Consider the following 15,087-nt stretch of genomic DNA (forward strand, 5'->3'; position numbering starts at 1 on the left):
ATGACGAGACGGAAGAGACATGGCACAACAAGCAGCGCTGATCATCCCGAAGGTAGCACCGAAGGGCCGGGACGTCGGCTTCGCGCTCGGGATCGTGGCGATCCTGTCGATCCTCTTCCTGCCGATCCCGACCTTCCTGATCGACCTGGGCCTCGCCTTCTCGATCGCCTTTTCCGTGCTGATCCTGATGGTGGCGCTGTGGATCCAGCGCCCGCTCGAATTCTCGTCCTTCCCGACGATCCTGCTGATCTCGACCATGGTGCGTTTGTCGCTGAACATCGCCACGACCCGCGTCATCCTCTCGCACGGGCATGAAGGGCACGGCGCTGCCGGCGGCGTCATTTCCGGCTTTGCCAGCCTCGTCATGTCCGGCGATTTCGTCATCGGTCTGATCGTCTTCCTGATCCTCATCACCGTGAACTTCATCGTCATCACCAAGGGCGCGACACGTATCGCCGAAGTCGGCGCGCGCTTCACCCTCGATGCGATCCCCGGCAAGCAAATGTCGATCGACGCCGACCTCTCGGCGGGCTTGATCGACGAGAAGGAAGCGCAGCGCCGCCGCCGCGAGCTGGAAGAGGAAAGCTCCTTCTACGGCGCGATGGACGGTGCCTCGAAATTCGTGCGCGGCGACGCGATCGCTGGCCTCATCATCACCGCGATCAACATCTTCGGCGGCATCATCATCGGTTATCTCCGCCACGGCATGCCGATCGGCGAAGCGGCCGACGTATTCGTCAAGCTGTCGGTCGGTGACGGTCTCGTCTCGCAGATCCCAGCCCTGATCGTATCGCTCGCCGCGGGCCTGCTCGTTTCGCGCGGCGGCACCGCCGGCTCGACCGACCAGGCCGTCGTCGGCCAGCTCGGCGGTTATCCGCGCGCGCTGATGGTCGCCTCCGGCCTCATCATTCTCCTGTCCGTCGTTCCCGGCCTGCCGTTCCTGCCTTTCGCGGTGCTCGGCGGCGGCATGGCGTTCCTGAGCTGGCTCGTGCCGCGCCAGATCGAGGCGGCGAATGTTGCCCGCCGTGCCGAGGAAGCGGCAAAGGTGCAGCAGACCAAGGAAGGCGAGGCGGACTCCGTGAAGTCGGTGCTGAAAACCGCCGAGATCGAGCTTCTTCTCGGCAAGCAGGTCTCGACCCGGCTGCTCGGCGCACACCAGGAACTGGCCTTCCGGGTCGGCAAGATGCGCCGCAAATTCGCCGGGCAGTACGGCCTCGTCATTCCGGAGATCAAGGTTTCCGACGACATCAGCATTCCGGACAAAGCCTACCATATCCGCATCCACGGCACGACGATCGCCTCGAACACGGTGCGCGTCGGCGAAGTGCTTGTCGTGACCGGCGGCGGTCGCCGGCCGAGCGTGCCGGGCGACGAGATTCGCGAACCCGCCTTCGGCATGCCGGCGGTCTCGATCCTCGAAACCTTCACCGAAGACTTGAAACGCGAGGGCTTCCACCCGATCGACAACGTCTCGGTGGTGCTCACGCATTTGAGCGAGGTCATTCGCAACAACCTGCCGCACCTTCTTTCCTACAAGGACGTGAAGGTGCTGATCGAGCGTCTCGATCCGGAATACCGCAAGCTCGCCGACGAGATCTGCACCTCGCACATGTCCTATTCCGGTCTTCAGGCCGTGTTGAAGCTGCTGCTTGCCGAGCGCGTCTCGATCCGCAACCTGCACCTGATTCTCGAAGCCGTCGCCGAGCTTGCGCCGCATGTGCGCAAGACCGAGCAGATCGTCGAACATGTGCGCGTGCGCATGTCGCAGCAGCTCTGCGGCGACCTTGCCGACAACGGCGTCCTGCGCGTGCTCAGGCTCGGCAACAAGTGGGACATGGTCTTCCACCAGGCACTGAAGCGCGACGCCAAGGGCGAAGTCGTCGAGTTCGACATCGACCCGCGCCATCTGGAAGAGTTCAGCGAACAGGCGACCAAAGTTATCCGTGAACATCTCGATCGCGGCATGCCCTTCGTACTGGTAAGTTCGCCCGAATCCCGCTCTTATGTTCGCATGATCATCGAGCGCCTCTTTGCCACTTTGCCCGTGCTCTCGCATGTCGAGCTTGCCAAGGGCCTCGAGATCAAGATCATCGGCTCGATTTCATGATCACCGACCCGGAGGGCACGGTGCTGGCGCTGTTCGCGGCCTTCTGCCGGATCGGCGGCTGCATCATGATCATGCCCGGGTTTTCTTCTGCTCGTATTCCGATGCAGGTCCGGCTGTTCATCGCGGTTGCGGTGTCCATGGCGATCCTGCCGGTCATGTGGACGGACATCTATCCGCAGGTGACCGGCAAGGGACATACCTATATCTACCTGATCGCCGCCGAGACGGCCGTCGGCGTCGTCATGGGTCTCGTTGCGCGCTATTACGTGCTCGGGCTGCAGTTCGCCGGCACGGCGATCACCATGTTGATGGGTTTCAGTCCGCCGCCTTCGTCGGACGTGATCGAAGACACGCCCGAGAACCAGTTGACCAGCCTCATCAGTGTCGCCGGCTTGATGGTGCTCTTCATGCTCGACTTCCATCACGTGATGATCGAGGCGATCGTGCAATCCTATCGCGCCATGCCGATCGGTACTGCCTTCGATCCGCAGGGCGTGCTGATCACGCTCACGGATTCTCTGGCGCAAACCTTCATGATTATGCTGAGGCTCGCGAGCCCTTTCGTCATCTACGGTCTGCTTTTCAACGTGGCGATCGGCATGGTGAACAAGCTCGCACCGCAGATCCCGATCTACTTCATCTCGCAGCCCTATCTGATCATGGGTGGCCTGTTCCTGCTCTATCTCGGCATCGCCGCGATGCTGCGCCTGTTCGGCGACGGTTTCGCGCCGGTCATGCAGGGAGGATAGCGAATGAAGACGCGTTCGCAGAAGCTCAAGCGCCTGGTCGCCGTCCAGCGCCATCTCGAGCAGATGGCCGAGGCCGACTATGTTGAGATGGTGCGGCAGCGCGAAGTGCTGGCCGAGACGATCGACGTGGTCGTCGACGCCATGGGCTCGGCCCACCCGATGCACCGCATGTTCTCTGGCCACTATTCCTCGCAGGTCGGACGTCTGGTGCAGAAGGACCAGATGTTGCTTGGCATCCAGCAAACGCACGAGGCGCGAATGCTGAGGGAGCGGGCAAAGGCCGACCGGCTCGAGGAAAACATGAAGGATGCGCGGCAGTCCGAGGAGCGCGAAGAGGCCGACAACTCCATCTATGACCTGATCGATCAACACCTTACGGGACAGGCGCCAGCTTCCGGTAAGGTTGACGGGCGATAGTACGCCATCCGGGGACGCTCCGACGCTGGAGCAATACCGGTCCGACTATTGCCTTTGTGCATCGCCCTTGGTCGATGCCGGCTCGATTTTGAGAGGATTCGTCATGGCCATCTCTCCGCCCAGCGACCTGGTGATGGATGTCGTGCGCGCCGCCGACCCGACCGAAGTGCAGGAAGCGCAGGCGCGGTTGAAGGCCAATCGCGCCGCGTTCAAGGCGACGAGCCTTGCGGAGAATGGCAACGGCTTCGCCGCCGCCGTCAATATCCTCAATTCTTCCGAAGGGTCGACCGGGCTCGGCGACATCAACAATCGTGTCGAGCAGAAGAAGATCCCCGAAACCTATCGCAAGTTCGAGGCCATGGTGCTGCAGAACTTCGTGAAATCGATGTTGCCGACGGATAGCGAAAATGTCTTCGGCAAGGGGACGGCCGGCGACATCTGGAAAAGCATGATGGCCGAACAGATCGGCGACGTGCTGTCGAAGAACGGCGGGATCGGCATCGCCGATCAGCTCGCGAGCGGCAGTGCGACAGATCGGGTCCAGGCCTCGCTCGACGGCAACAGCCGGAACCTCGCCGCAAGCCTCGTGCAGGAATACGAGCGCAAGACGCTGACCGGCTTTGCGACCGACGACAAGAACAAGCAGGCCTAGAGCGGAATGAGGAAAAGTGTATGCGGTTTTCCGCCCGCATCCCGCTCTAATTCATAGGAATTGATCATGTTTGTGATTTGGGCCGATCCGACCCCAAATCATCGTGATCCAATTGGGAGTTGATTGATGGAAGCTGTGGCATCCAATGACGTCCGGATCCAGAACGTGCTCGGGCGACTGGAAATGATCCTCGACAACGAGAACAGCCGCATCGGCATCGACCCGGAATTCGACATCAAGACGTCGAACGCACACAAGAGCCGTTGCCTCTACGAACTGACGATGTTGCATCGCGACATGCAGCCGGGAGAGACGTCGTCGACTTTTACCTCGCACGCCCGTCATCTTCGCGACAAGCTGGCGGTCAACTCGCAGAAGGTGGAAGCGCATCTCGAAGCGGTGCGTTCCGTCGTCGATCTCCTGAAGACGGCCGCACAGGATGCCGATGCGGACGGCATCTATTCCGAAGCGCAGTTCCGCTATAGCGATTTCTGATGCTGAAGCTCATTCTCACCGGGGTCTGGGTCTGCGCGGTGACGCTCGGATCGGTCTATTTCTCGATGCAAAGCGCCTCGGCGCCCGCCGTCCCGGACGGCGAGGCCGCCCGGCGCGCATCGGAGCAATATGTTCCCGGTGAGATGATCACCATTCCGGTGATCAGGGAAGGCTCCGTCCAGGGCTATTTCCTCACCAAGCTTTCCTTCTCCGCGACCAAGGAGGGGATCAACAATCTTCGTGCCCCGCTCCGGCAGATGGTCACCGACGAGCTTTACGATCTGCTCGTCGGCTCGAAATTCATCGATGTCGCCGACACCGGCACCTTCGATCTGCCGACCTTCAAGACCACGGTGAAGGATGGTCTGAACAAGAAGCTCGGCGACGAGGTGATTACCGAGGTGCTCGTCGAGCAGCTCGAATACCTCACCAAGGACGACGTCAAGCGCGTCGCCAACAGCCAGAACGTGCCGCGGCAGAAGCCGGTTCCGATCGTCGACAAGAACGGCAATGTCGCCAGCGACAGGCTGCCGGAGGGCGCCGTCAAGGCGAGCAGCACGCATTGACCGGAGAACGCGGGCACTTGTCCGCTCGCTTGCCGATCTCGATCATTTCATTTTGACGTTGCGATATTCCGGACGGAAAGCCCTTCCAGGCTTTTCCTGGAGACGCTCTTCCGAACCCCGCTTCGTCAGTTTTTCTCAGGGCTGCGGTACTGTTCGTTGACGAGGCCGAACTCTGCCATCAACCGGCCGAGCGCCACGTAGAAGTGGTAGAGCCCTGCGCCTGCCAGGCCGCTCTTGCTCCAGAGCTCGATGCCGCGCGGGACCGATGCACCGAGCAGTGCCAGGGATTTGCCGAAGGTTCTCATTCGCCCGCGGAAGCTCGGGTCGCGTCGATGTTCGAGCATTGTCGAGATCGCGCCGTTGCGGAGGCTACGCGCGCGGATCCAGGATGCGCTGGTTCGGCGTGCCGGCACGGTCTCGGCGACCCAGGCATCGGCAGCCCAGGCGAAGCAGAATCCCTGTTCCTTGCTGCGGCTGTAGAAATCCGCATCGCCGCCGCCGATGAAGTTGAATGCCGGGTCCAGGAAGGGCCGCGGCATGGTGTCGAGCACGGGCCGGGTAACGAGCACGTTGCCGGAGGAATAGAGGATCGGCACCGGCCCGGTCGTATCATAGTGGGGCGTGAAAACCGGGTGGCGCTTCCATTTCTGTCCGCCATCACCCTCGAAGACCGGGAGTTGCGGCCCTCCGACCATGTCCGCACCCGTCGTTTCCTGTACCGTGATGAGGCAATCGAGCCACTCGGGCGCCGCGATCTCGTCGTCATCGATGATCGCGATCGCCTTGAGATTCGGATAGGTCTCGAGCGCCATCGACCAGCCGGCGTTGTAGGCATGGCAGTTGCCGCGCTGGTGCGCGACGATGACGATCGATTCGGATGGATGGCCCAGGAAAAAGTCCTTGGCGGCCTGAGCGCCGGCCAATCCTTCATCGTCGTTCTCCACCACGACGGTGGCAAAGGAGACATCAGGCCTCTGGGAAACAATGGTTTTCAGCGTCTTGACGACGTGTTCGGGCCGGCGAAACGTCGGCAGCACGACGACGACTTCGATGTCGCCGGCATCCTCCAATTCTGTCCGGAAATAGACGGAAATGTCCTGGCCGGTCGACGTCATGGCGAAACCTGTGCAAGCAAAACTGACGGGCAATACAACAAATCTTCCTAAACAGATGCTGAACCTGTCCGGCGGATTTTGAAAGGGGGCTTTAAGTGCTCCTTCACCTCATGCTGCTAAAGAAGTGCCCAGCTCCATTCATGACGTGTGGCAAAATGCATCTTGTCCTGGTTTCCTCGCTCGTTCCCGTCGCCAATCCGGCGTCCGGTTTCGACATCGCCAACCGGGCCGTGCTTGACGGTCTGCGTGCACTCGGTCACCGGGTCAGCGTCATCGGTTTTCTCCAGCCAGGGCGCACGCCCGCGCACGATTGCGAGATGCATCTCCTCGGCGAGCTCGAGGTCACCAATGCCAGGGTCGGCAAGCTTCAGAAACTGCGCTGGCTCGCGACCGCCTTCCTCAACCGCACGTCGGTTTCATCGGGCAAGATGCTCACTGTATCGGCAAATCGGATTCAGTCGATTCTCGACAGCCTCGCCCCGTTCGATGGGCTGGTGCTCAATTCGGTGCAATTGCCGGCTGCCTTCGCGCAGGTCTTCCGCCCCTATCCGTCGATCTATGTCGCGCACAATGTCGAGGCGGATTCCGCTTTCGAGAACGCCGAGCGGGCAAAGGGAACCATCGAGCGCTTTCTCTTCCGGCGCGAGGCGCAATATCTCGAACACTACGAGCAGCACCTGGCGCACAATGCGGTCGCCGTCTGGACTTTTGCCGAGGCGGATCGTTTCGGTTTCGGCCGCGCCGTCAGCGAGCGGGCCTTCGTTCTGCCGCTGGTTACGGCTTGGGGCACGCCGACGGTCCCGGCTGGCGAAGCTGATCAACACCGCCGTCACGATCTCGGCCTGATCGGCACGTGGAGCTGGCGGCCGAACAGGCTGGGCCTCGACTGGTTCCTCGCCGAGGTTGTACCGCATCTGCCGGAGGACATGTCGATCGCAATTGCCGGTCAGTTGGACGGCGTGCCTTCGGTGTCTCACCCGGGCGTCCGTTTCGTCGGGCGGGTGCCGGACGCGCGTGCCTTCATAACCGAAAGCGCGGTCATCCCGCTCATCAGCCGCGGCGGCACCGGCGTGCAACTGAAAAGCCTCGAGACCTTTGAACTCGGCATGCCCTGCGTAGCAACGCAGGCGTCGTTGCGTGGCATCGACGCGGTTCCCGACAATTGCTCCGCGGCCGACGATCCCTCGGAATTCGCGCGGCTTCTGGTCGACAAGGTTGCAAAGGCGCGTGCCGGCGACCGTCAACGTCTCGACGGCTCGGCCTTCCATCGTGCCCAGAAAGTGAGACTGATGCGGGTGATGCGCAACGTGCTGGTGGGCTTTGCGCCTGCGAGCGCTGCGGAGGGGCCGTCGCTGCCGCCGGACTTGACGATTCATGAAGGGGGGCGATCGTGACGAAGACCGTTGCTGCAAACAACGGTTCTCTGTCGCGGCGTCTGATCCTCGGAATGCCGGTTGTCGATCTCGGCTGGGCGAAGGCTTTCGCCTTCGCCGCCGAAGCGCTTTCGCGGCCCAACGGGCAAACGGTCCTTGCCTTCCTCAATGCGAACAACGCCAACCTGATGATGCGCGACGCGGAGTACCGCGCGGCGTTGGCGCGCCAGGTCGTCTTTCCGGATGGGCACGGCGTCGATATCGCTTCTTATCTTTTTTACGGCCGCATGTTTCCTGCCAATCTGAATGGCACCGACTTCGTGCCGGCATTGCTGACCTATGTCGAAAGGCCGCTACGCATCGCGATGATCGGTGCGCGGCCGAAGGTGCTCGCGCGTGCCGCCGAGAACTTTCGCGCGCATGCGCCGTGGCACGAGTTCCTGCCGGTTTCGGATGGCTTCTTCGATCGGGACCGGTCGCAGGAGATTCTCGCTGAAGTCCGCGCGGCGAAGGCCGACGTCCTGTTGGTCGCGATGGGCAGTCCGGGTCAGGAGAAATGGGTCGATGCCCATGTCGGCCCCCAGGATGCTCGGCTCGTCATCACCGTCGGTGCGCTTTTTGATTTCGTCGCGCAGGAGTTTCCGCGGGCGCCGAAATTCCTGCGCCGGCTGCGGCTGGAATGGTTCTTTCGCCTGGCGATGGAACCGCGGCGCATGTGGCGCCGCTACGTTCTCGGAAACCCGCTTTTCCTGTGCCATGTCCTCTGGCACAAATTATCGGGACGTTCGCGCGATACGATCGCCGACACCAGCCTTCGAACGGGAACATCGTGAACGGTCAGACCATGCGCACCGCGGTTGTCACAGCGTCCTATGCGAACGATTTCGAGCGTTGCAGGCTCATGTGCGAAAGCATGGACCGCAAGCTTCAGGGCGACTGGAAGCACTATCTGCTGGTCGCCGACTTCGACGTCGCGCTCTTCCGGCAACTGGAAGGGGCGCGGCGGGTGGTCGTCAGCGAGCGCGATCTTCTGCCCTGGTGGTTGCATCCGATTACGGATCCCTTGTCCGCCGGCCGCAGGAAAGTGTGGCTTAGTCCCTTTGGCCTGCCGCTGCGTGGCTGGCATGCACAACAGCTTCGTCGCCTGGCGCTCGCGCGCCATATCGACGAGGCGGCGATGTTTGCGGTCGACTCCGATGTCGTCTTCTTGCGTCCCTTCGATCCCGCCAGTCTCTGGCAGGCGGATCGGCTGACGCTCTATCGCAAGGATGGAGCGATCGACGCACATATGCGTTCCAACCATCTCGAGTGGCTCGCCCATTCCGACCGCCTTCTCGGCATTGGTCCCTATCGGTTGCCGGCCAACGACTATATCAACACGCTGATCGCCTGGCGCACCGACACGTGCCGGAAACTTCTGGACCATATCGAGGCCCGGCACGGGCGGAACTGGGTGCGGGCGATCACACGCACGCGTGCCTTCTCTGAATGCACGATCTATGGCCGCTTCGTTGACGAGGTGCTCGCCGGGGAGGGACATGTGCCCTCCGATGCCGCGCTCTGCCACGTGCTCTGGTTTGAAGACAGTTACCGGCAGGACCTTTCCGGCCTCAGGGACTTCCTGAAGGACATGGCGCCCCATCAGATCGGCATCGGCGTTCAATCCTTCGTCGGGCACGACCTCGACGACATCCGCCGGGCGGTCGTCGAACTTGCCGCCTGAAGGTTCGGCCGGCGTCAGATGACGCGTTCAGCCGGCTTCCTGAGTGCCGTGTAGGTCAGCGTGAAGGACAGGGCGTAGAGCGCCAGGAAGATCCCGTTGAGTGCCGGCGCCCATGCGGCGACGTCCGTCGTCGTCCGCAGCACCAGCACCAGCAGGGCCACCTTGACCACACCGGCGATCAGCAGGTTGAGCATGCGCCGCACCGTCCGCCCCGTCGCATAGAGCAGTTCGGAGTGATATTCGATCAGGTTGCGGAACGAGGGAACGAGAAGGACCATCGCGACGATCGGGGCGGCGGCAGAGACGTTATGACCAAGGCCGTTCGGGAAGATCCAGAGATAGAGAGCCATGACCGCGATTGCCGCGAGCGAAGCCAGCGCCACCAGAAGCTCGATCGACAATCTGGTCCGCCAGCGCGCGATCGCCTCGGGCGTGCGCATGATGCGCTGGACGAGCAGGGTATTGAACGACCTGACCGGTAGCGCCGTCAGGTCCGCAAGCCGCATCAGGATGGCATAAAGGCCGGAGACCGCCGGACCGCCGATGGCAAGCACGGCGATCTTGTCGAATTCCGACTGGATGTAGAACAGCACCTCGGCACCGGCGACGGAGACGGAATCAGCCCAGCGCCGGAAATAGAGCCTGGGCTTCCAGCGCAGCCGGACGCGAGGGTAGAACCACAGGAGCGCCACGGCGAGGCCAAGCGCATTCGCAGCCAGGTAGAAATAGGACCACGCCTCAAGCGTCTTCCAGGACAGGATAGCGAAGAGCAGTGCGGCACCGGTGCGGATCGCTGTACCGATCACCACGAGCAACGCCCCACGACCGAAGCGGCCGAGGCCGTTCAGCACGATGACCGCGGTTTCCAACCCGCGCCAGAAGATGATCTCGGCCAGCATGAAGGCAGAGAAGGCGCCCGCCGTCATGTCCCGGGAAAACAGGGCGACAAAGGTGGCGGCACAGATCACGGCAATCAGCGGCAGCGAGATTACCGCGCCGACGAGGAAGCCGGCGCTGTAGGTTCCGACCAGCAGGGGCTTGACGGTGGCGACCCGATAGAGCGGCGACATGAAGCCGAAGGCAAGCACGCGCGAGATCATGATGCCGGCCGCCGACGCCGTGGCAAAGAGACCGAAATCGGCGATGGCAAGCGTGTTCGCGACCGCGATGAAGTAGACGAGCGACAACACGAGCCGCCCGGCCGAACCTCCGGTCATGGACAGGTAGGCGTGGATCAGCGCCCGGTGGCGGAAGTATAGCGCTTTGACGCGATGAGGCACGGCCGACGTTCCAATAGCGCATTTTCCTTCGGGGGCGACGGACGCGCTCTATCTCTTTGTTTTTACGCAGTTCCGGATGCAGGGCCTGCAGTGCCTTCTACTGGAACGGCTCTCCGTCTACGGTCATAGCCGGGAAAGCTTAATAAGGCGTGAGATCGGCCTGTTTGCACCCGCTGATCTGCCGAAATTAACCATTTGTTTTCCATGTTTGCTTAGCTTGGCTTCACTATTCGGAATTCGCCGTCTCGGCAGCCGCGGGATCAGTCATGTTCGACATCGACGACGAGAAACGCCCGGTTCCGCGTGCATCGTTGCTCGATTTCGTAGCCGACGACACGCGCGGTTCCACGCGCGCGCAAAAGCCGCGTGCGGCCGGCGCATCCGCGGCCAATTCTCCTTTGCTCAATCGCCTGTCCGCAGCCGATGGCCCGAGTGGCCGGCCCGGCGCGCGGAACACGAACCGTTCCGCGGCGCAGCCGACAAGTGGCGGGAACGCTCTGAAGGGAAGCAAGGGATCGACCAAGCATCGCCGCCGCTTGAGCGGCGTGGGTGACAGGTTGGTGCGATGGTTGGCCGACAGCCGATCGGACGATGCCCAGGCGGCAGCCGCGCCCGCCGCTGACGCACCGGGCGACCGTCCTCTCGTCGACATCGAGACGGTCCTGCGCTCCGTCTGGCAGCTTCGCAAGATCATTATTGCAACGACAGCGCTCGGTGCCGTGGGCGGCATATTGCTCGCGCTTTCAACGCCCAGCGTCTATGTCTCCGAAAGCAAGCTTTACATCGATCCGCGCGAGGTGCGGCTCACCGATTCCGATCTGTCGAAACAATCACTGGCAACCGAAGGCATTCTCGCGCTCGTCGACAGCCAGCTTGAAGTGCTGCGCTCGCGCACCGTCATGGAGAAGGTTGCAGCCGGCCTCGACCTCGAGAAGGATGCGGAATTTGCAGGCAAGGGCGGCGGCGACGCATCCGCTCGTGTGCTGAAGAAGCTGAGCGAAGCGATCCAGGTCTGGCGCGACCCGAAGACCTTCATCGTCACGGTCGAGGCGCAGACGCGCGACCCGGAGAAGTCGGCGCTGATCACCAACCGGCTGGTCGAAACCTTCCTTGGCGAGGAAACCGCAGCGCAGTCCGGCTTCTTCCAGAAGACGACGGTGGCGCTGGACGCCCGCATCAAGGAATTGAAGGCCGAGCTCGATGCGGCCGAGAAGGCGGTCGAGGACTATAAGGCGACCAATGACATCGTCGGCGCCGGCGGCGAGTTGATCGCCGACAAGCAGCTCCTGAGCCTCAGCGACCAGGTGGCCGCCGCCCGCAACCGCATCGCCGAAGCAAAAGCGAAAGCGGAAGCCTCCGGCAAGGTGCAGTTGAACGACGTACTGACCGGCGCCTATCCGGAGGAAATCAGCTCGCTGGCGCTGTCCGAACTGCGCAAGCAATATGCCGCGACCAGAGCGCAACTGAGCGCGCTTGACGCGAGCCTCGGGCCACGCCATCCGCAACGGATTGCAGCCCAGCAGGCGCTCGAAGCCTCGCGCTCCGAAATCGCCAATGAACTGCGGCGCATTGCGGCCGCAGCCGGAACCGAGCTCGATCGCGCCCAGCGCACCGAACAGGACCTGGTGCGGCAGCTTGCCGTGCAGAAGGCGCGACAGATCGATTCTTCCGCGGAATTCGTCGAACTGCGTGAGCTGCAGCGGAAAGCCGCAGCAACCCGCGAAATTTACGAATCCTTCCTGAAGCGCGCCGGCGAAACGCGCGAAGAGGAAAAGCTGACGGCGAAGAACATCCGGGTGATCTCCAAGGCGGAGCCGGCGTTGCAGGCAAAAGGCCCCTCCCGCAAGATCATCGTGGTTGCCGCCACAATGGCCGGCCTCTTCGCCGGCTTCGGCCTCGGCGTACTGCTCGGCATCTACCGCAGCATGCGCGGTTTGTTTGCCGCCCCTGGTGCACGGCCGCAGCGCGATCAGGATCCGGAACCACCGGAGCCGGAGGGTGATCCCGAGCCCTCGCCACGCACGCAGCCGCGGTCCGAGCCGGCGTCCGCCAAGTCCGATCTTCCGCCGCCGTTCAGCCCTGCGGCGCATCATGCTCAATCGCTGACGGCCGCTTATGCCGCCGCCCGTCGTGGCGAAGCGGGGGGCTCTACGCCGCGGCATCCGCTACCCAACGCAGAGGCCGGGAGCGATATTGCCAAGGTACAGGAAGATCTTCGCGCGCTGAGGTCGCGCGTCGAGCATTACTCCCGCCAGAAACTGGCGCGTGGCTAGGCCGTCCCCGAGCGTGGGCTCATTCACCCGCAATCGTGCAGGGATTGCGCTCTCATGCCTTTGAGCGAAGCCAAGCTCGCCTCTCACCTGTGAAAGGAAATGCCGCCAGGCGGAGCGAAACGAACGCCGAGCGCTCCATCGCCTCTTGCATTTATGCGTTTGGGACAGCATAGGGCGCTTTGAGGCCATCGCCTTTTCCCGGGCGAACTAGAGTGTGCCGCGTGAACAGGAAGCCAGGAGGAACATGCAGTGACGACTGTGATTGATGGCAAGAAAGTCGCCGCTTCGGTCATCGAGACTGTGAAGGCTGCGACCAAGGCGCTCGAGACGGATACCGGTGTTCGCACGGGTCTCGCCGTCGTCATCGTCGGCGACGATCCGGCAAGCCACGCCTATGTTTCGTCGAAGAGCAAGATGGCCAAGGAGTGCGGATTCCTGTCGATCCAGCACACCCTGCCGGAGGCAACCACGCAGGAAGAGCTCGCCGCCCTGGTTGCGGAGCTCAATGCGGATTCCTCCATTCACGGCATTCTCGTGCAATTGCCGTTGCCGAAGCACCTGAAGTCCGAGCCGATCATCCAGTCGATCCTGCCGGAAAAGGACGTCGACGGCCTGCACGTCGTCAACGCCGGCAAGCTCGCCACCGGTGATCTCGAAGGCGGTCTCGTCTCCTGTACGCCGGCCGGCGCCATGGTCTTCGTGCGCCAGACCCACGGCGAGGACCTCTCCGGGTTGAATGCTGTCGTTATCGGCCGTTCGAACCTCTTCGGCAAGCCGATGTCGGCGTTGCTGCTCGCTGCCAATGCGACCGTGACGACGGCCCATTCACGCACCAAGGACCTGGCGGCCGTCTGCCGCAATGCCGATATCCTCGTTGCCGCCGTCGGCCGCCCAGAGATGGTGAAGGCCGACTGGGTGAAGCCCGGCGCGACGGTCATCGATGTCGGCATCAACCGGGTACCGGCGCCGGAAAAGGGCGAGGGTAAATCCAAGCTGGTTGGCGACGTGGCCTTCGCCGAAGCCGCCGAAGTGGCGAGCGTGATCACGCCGGTCCCGGGCGGTGTCGGCCCGATGACGATTGCCATGCTGATGGCGAACACGGTGATTGCCGCCTATCGCAAGGCTGGCCGCAAGCCGCCGCGCTTCTGATCCCGGTTCACATGGATTGACGAGACGCGTCGCGATTGCGGCGCGTTTTCATTTTTGCGGGGCCGGCCCGGTCGACGCGCGCACGATGAGCTCGGCGCGCCAGAGTTCCTGTTCCGGGTAGTCGCCGCGTTTCAGGATGCCGCCGATCAGGCGTGTGGCGATCCGGGCTCCTGCGGCCCGGAGCGACGAGCGCGTCGTCGTCAGCGGTACGCTGAAATTCTCGGGCTTCAGCATCGGCAACACGTCGTCATGCGCGATCAGCGAAATGTCCTCGCCGATCTTCAATCCCGCCTGATTGATCGCCCGGACGGCGCCGAGGGCCAATACCGTACTTGAACACAGAACCGCCGTTGGCGGCTGCGAATGCTGCAGAAAGCGCTGCATGCTGCGGTAGCCGTGTTCATCCGTCATCAAGGAATGCTGGACCAGCGCTTCGTCGAGCGCGAGGCCGTGTTCGGAGAGTGCCCTGAGCATTCCCTTCTGACGGCGGATGGAGAAGGTCAGATATTCCGGGCCGTTGATCAGCGCGATCCGCTGATGCCCGAGCTGGATGAGCAGCCGCGCCGCGTCGTAGAAGGCGGCCGTATTGTCGATGTCGAGGAAAGGATAGTCCCGGCTTTCGCCGATCGAGCGGCCATGGACGAGAAAGGGGATCGACAGCGATTTCAGCATGGCGATCCGCGGGTCGTTGGCGCGCATATAGGCAAGGAACAGGGCATCGACATTGCCGCTCGCCGCCAGCCGCCGGAACGTCACTTCCTCGTCTTCCGGCGCGCTCGGATTGAGCACGAAGTGGAAGTCGTGCTTGACCGCTTCTTCCGCAAGGCCTGCCAGGAACTCGCCGAAATGCACGTCGGAATCGATGCCGGGAGCGATCGGCATGACCATGCCGATCGAGTAGGCCTTGCCTGTGGCCAGCCGCTGGGCGGCGCGGTTGGGCCTGTAACCGGTCTCGCGCACGGCCTGCAGCACGCGCCGGCGGGTCTCGGCATTGACCTCCGGGTAGCCGTTCAGTGCCCGGCTGACCGTCGTCTGCGACAGGCCGAGTAATTCCGCAAGTTGCTTGAGATTGACCGCCATGGCCAGGATTCCTCCCAAAGCGCTTTGGATATCCGTATGATTTTTGGTGTTTGGTCCCAGCGCCGAGGTTTGTGTAGCATCCGTTTTTCGAGCAACAAAGCGGAATTC

Annotated in this window: 14 protein-coding genes; 11 read left to right on the forward strand and 3 right to left on the reverse strand. The window is 62.6% G+C overall.

What is annotated here, in order from left to right; translation table 11 throughout:
* Positions 1-19: 19 nt before the first annotated feature.
* The 6 genes from flhA to AC1Z3V_RS20460 all read left to right on the forward strand — a co-directional run bounded on the left by flhA (position 20) and on the right by AC1Z3V_RS20460 (position 4,986).
* Positions 20-2,107 (forward strand): flagellar biosynthesis protein FlhA, encoded by a 2,088-nt coding sequence (flhA, locus tag AC1Z3V_RS20435; protein ID WP_483501365.1) that lies wholly within the window; start codon positions 20-22, stop codon positions 2,105-2,107.
* Complete coding sequence (gene fliR, locus AC1Z3V_RS20440) at positions 2,104-2,856, forward strand: flagellar biosynthetic protein FliR (protein WP_483501366.1); 753 nt, start codon at positions 2,104-2,106, stop codon at positions 2,854-2,856. Before flhA ends, fliR begins: the two co-directional genes overlap by 4 nt.
* Positions 2,857-2,859: 3 nt before the next feature.
* Positions 2,860-3,273 (forward strand): hypothetical protein, encoded by a 414-nt coding sequence (locus AC1Z3V_RS20445; RefSeq protein ID WP_429812493.1) that lies wholly within the window; start codon positions 2,860-2,862, stop codon positions 3,271-3,273.
* Between the two features lie 103 nt (positions 3,274-3,376).
* On the forward strand, positions 3,377-3,925 hold the full coding sequence (locus AC1Z3V_RS20450; RefSeq protein WP_483501367.1) for a rod-binding protein: 549 nt from the start codon (positions 3,377-3,379) through the stop codon (positions 3,923-3,925).
* 126 nt (positions 3,926-4,051) lie between these two features.
* The gene (locus AC1Z3V_RS20455; RefSeq protein WP_429812489.1) at positions 4,052-4,420 is read left to right on the forward strand and encodes a hypothetical protein; all 369 of its coding nucleotides are present in this window, start codon (positions 4,052-4,054) and stop codon (positions 4,418-4,420) included.
* On the forward strand, positions 4,420-4,986 hold the full coding sequence (locus tag AC1Z3V_RS20460; RefSeq protein ID WP_429812486.1) for a hypothetical protein: 567 nt from the start codon (positions 4,420-4,422) through the stop codon (positions 4,984-4,986). The genes AC1Z3V_RS20455 and AC1Z3V_RS20460 overlap by 1 nt, the downstream gene beginning before the upstream one ends.
* A 125-nt stretch (positions 4,987-5,111) precedes the next feature.
* Here AC1Z3V_RS20460 and AC1Z3V_RS20465 read toward each other — a convergent pair whose 3' ends face one another.
* Positions 5,112-6,101 carry a glycosyltransferase family 2 protein gene (locus AC1Z3V_RS20465; protein WP_429812483.1) on the reverse strand — a complete coding sequence of 330 codons (990 nt, stop codon included), beginning with the start codon at positions 6,099-6,101 and terminating at the stop codon, positions 5,112-5,114.
* Positions 6,102-6,256: 155 nt separating this feature from the next.
* Between AC1Z3V_RS20465 and AC1Z3V_RS20470 the strand changes: the two genes are divergently transcribed.
* Genes AC1Z3V_RS20470 through AC1Z3V_RS20480 form a run of 3 tightly spaced genes read left to right on the forward strand, consistent with a single transcriptional unit; the run spans position 6,257 to position 9,197 of the window.
* A complete protein-coding gene (locus AC1Z3V_RS20470) occupies positions 6,257-7,495 on the forward strand; it encodes a glycosyltransferase family 4 protein (protein ID WP_483501368.1) in 1,239 nt (412 codons plus the stop codon).
* On the forward strand, positions 7,492-8,307 hold the full coding sequence (locus tag AC1Z3V_RS20475) for a WecB/TagA/CpsF family glycosyltransferase (protein WP_429812478.1): 816 nt from the start codon (positions 7,492-7,494) through the stop codon (positions 8,305-8,307). Before AC1Z3V_RS20470 ends, AC1Z3V_RS20475 begins: the two co-directional genes overlap by 4 nt.
* On the forward strand, positions 8,304-9,197 hold the full coding sequence (locus tag AC1Z3V_RS20480; RefSeq protein ID WP_483501370.1) for a DUF6492 family protein: 894 nt from the start codon (positions 8,304-8,306) through the stop codon (positions 9,195-9,197). The genes AC1Z3V_RS20475 and AC1Z3V_RS20480 overlap by 4 nt, the downstream gene beginning before the upstream one ends.
* Positions 9,198-9,211: 14 nt before the next feature.
* On the opposite strand, the gene AC1Z3V_RS20485 is transcribed toward AC1Z3V_RS20480, so the two are convergent.
* Positions 9,212-10,477: a lipopolysaccharide biosynthesis protein gene (locus AC1Z3V_RS20485; RefSeq protein ID WP_483501371.1), complete on the reverse strand. Its 1,266-nt coding sequence runs from the start codon at positions 10,475-10,477 to the stop codon at positions 9,212-9,214.
* Positions 10,478-10,743: 266 nt separating this feature from the next.
* On the opposite strand from AC1Z3V_RS20485, the gene AC1Z3V_RS20490 reads away from it, so the two are divergent.
* Together AC1Z3V_RS20490 and folD are read left to right on the forward strand one after the other, a co-directional pair.
* Positions 10,744-12,750: a GumC family protein gene (locus AC1Z3V_RS20490; protein WP_483501372.1), complete on the forward strand. Its 2,007-nt coding sequence runs from the start codon at positions 10,744-10,746 to the stop codon at positions 12,748-12,750.
* 249 nt (positions 12,751-12,999) lie between these two features.
* Positions 13,000-13,899: a bifunctional methylenetetrahydrofolate dehydrogenase/methenyltetrahydrofolate cyclohydrolase FolD gene (gene folD / locus AC1Z3V_RS20495; RefSeq protein ID WP_483501373.1), complete on the forward strand. Its 900-nt coding sequence runs from the start codon at positions 13,000-13,002 to the stop codon at positions 13,897-13,899.
* 48 nt (positions 13,900-13,947) lie between these two features.
* Here folD and AC1Z3V_RS20500 read toward each other — a convergent pair whose 3' ends face one another.
* Positions 13,948-14,979, reverse strand: coding sequence for a substrate-binding domain-containing protein (locus AC1Z3V_RS20500; RefSeq protein ID WP_429812467.1), 1,032 nt, complete (start codon positions 14,977-14,979; stop codon positions 13,948-13,950).
* Between the last annotated feature and the right edge of the window lie 108 nt (positions 14,980-15,087).

It is taken from the genome of Ensifer sp. 38_S197, assembly GCF_056924495.1.